Consider the following 2254-nt stretch of genomic DNA (forward strand, 5'->3'; position numbering starts at 1 on the left):
TGGAGCTGTTGACGGACGAGCGGGACTGGCCGAGGGAGGATGACCGGCCGCGCCGTGCCGCCGTGTCCGCCTTCGGTGTGAGCGGCACCAACGCCCACGCCGTCCTCGAGGAGGCACCCCGCGAGGGGGCCCCCGAGAACCCCGAGGCCCCTGAGAACCCCGAAGCACTCGCCGACGACGACTCCGCGCCCGCCGCGACCCCCGCATCGCAGGACAGGGCACCCCGGCTGCTGCCCTGGGTCCTGTCCGCCCGTACCCCCGAGGCCCTGCCTGCCCAGGCCGGGCGTCTCCTCGCGCACCTGAGGGAGCACCCCGGCGACACCCCGCTCGACCTCGCCTGGTCGCTGGCCGCGCACCGATCGGCGCTGCCGTACCGGGCCGCCGTCATCGGCACCGGTCGCGCCGAACTCGTCGAGGCCCTCACCACGTTCGCAGGCGGCGACAGCGCCGACCGCATCGTCACCGGCACCGCCCAGCCCGACGGCCGTACCGCGTTCCTCTTCGCGGGGCAGGGCTCCCAACGTCTCGGCATGGGGCGGGAGTTGTACGCCACGTACCCCGTCTTCGCCGCCGCCTTCGACGCGGTCGACGCGGAGCTGCCGTTCGGTCTGCGGGAGGTCGTGTTCGGTGCGGACGCGGACCTGCTGAACCGCACGGAGTACGCCCAGCCCGCCCTGTTCGCGCTGGAAGTGGCGCTGTTCCGGCTGCTGGAGTCGTGGGGTGTCCGGCCGGATGTACTGGCCGGGCATTCCATCGGTGAGCTGGCTGCCGCGCACCTGGCCGGGGTGTGGTCGCTGGCGGACGCCTGCCGTCTGGTGGTGGCGCGGGGCCGGTTGATGCAGGCGCTCCCGGCCGGCGGCGCGATGGTCGCGCTCCAGGCGTCCGAGGACGAGGTGCTGCCTCTGCTCGATGACCGGGTGGGAGTCGCCGCCGTCAACGGGCCGCAGTCGGTGGTGATTTCGGGTGCGGCGGAGGCCGTCGAGGAGATCGCGGACCGTTTCCGCGCCCAGGACCGCAAGGTGACGGCGCTGCGGGTGAGCCATGCCTTCCACTCCCCGCTGATGGAGCCGATGCTCGACGACTTCCGGGAAGTGGCCGAGAGCCTGGAGTACGCGGAACCGACACTCCCGATCGTCTCCACCCTCACGGGCACGACCGCCACCGCCGAGGAACTGCGCTCCCCGCGGTACTGGGTGCGGCACGTCCGGGACACGGTCCGCTTCGCCGATGCCGTACGCACCCTCGCCGCGCGCGGTACCACCCGCTACCTCGAACTCGGCCCCGACGGCACCCTCACCGCGCTGGCCCAGGCCTGCCCGGAGGCCGTCGCCGCAGCCGACACCGCCGGCGGCACTCTGTTCTCACCGACCCTGCGCAAGGACCGGAACGAGCCCGTCAGCGCGGTCACGGCACTGACCCGCCTGCACACCCACGGCGCCACGGTCACCTGGGAGGCCGTCCTCCCCGAGGGACGCCGGGTCGAGCTGCCCACGTACGCCTTCCAGCACCAGCGCTACTGGCTGGCGGACCAGAGCCGCCCCGCCGCACGCAGCGGTGTCAACGGCGAGCAGTCGACCGGTGGCTCCGCCGAGACCGAGTTCTGGAACGCCGTCGAGCGTGGTGAGCTCGGTTCCCTGGCCGAGTCGCTGGGGCTCGCCGAGGAGTCCCTGAACGGCCTCGTCCCGGCCCTGTCGTCCTGGCGGCGCCGTCGCCAGGAACGCTCCCGGGCGGACCAGTGGCTCTACCGGACGCACTGGAAGCCGCTCGACCCGTCGTCCGCCACCGTGCTCTTCGGCCGCTGGATCGTTCTCCTCCCCGAGGGCGCGGCTCACGACGCCGACACCGACACCATCACGGCCGAACTCACCGCGCGCGGTGCCGACCCCGTGGTCGTCGAGCTCCCCGCCGCACCTGAACGTGCCTCCCTTGCAGGGCAGTTGGAGGCCCATTCCGGCGACGGAGTCTCCGGGGTCGTTCTCGTCACCGGTGCCCTGGATGACGCCGCACAGGCGTGTGGCGCGGTCACCGTGCTGCTGCAGGCGCTCGGTGACGCGGGTGTGGGTGGCCGGGTGTGGGTGCTGACGCGTGGTGGTGTGTCGGTGGGTCGTTCGGACGGTCCGGCGGGATCGCGCTCCGGGCGTCGGGAGCCTTCGGTCGTCGGCTGGATCGTGTTTCGGCTGCCGGGGTGGAGAGTGGTTGGTGTCCGCGGGGGACGGTGCTGGTCACGGGTGGTACGGGTGCTCTGGGTGCTCGG

1 protein-coding gene is annotated in these 2254 nt (G+C 73.1%); it reads left to right on the plus strand.

Annotated features, from left to right (window positions below):
* A partial coding sequence (locus tag IH68_RS0148845; protein ID WP_030950272.1) for an acyltransferase domain-containing protein occupies nt 1-2254 on the plus strand: 2254 nt, incomplete at both ends.

The sequence above is a fragment of the Streptomyces sp. NRRL S-646 genome, from assembly GCF_000720765.1.
Lineage (GTDB): Bacteria > Actinomycetota > Actinomycetes > Streptomycetales > Streptomycetaceae > Streptomyces.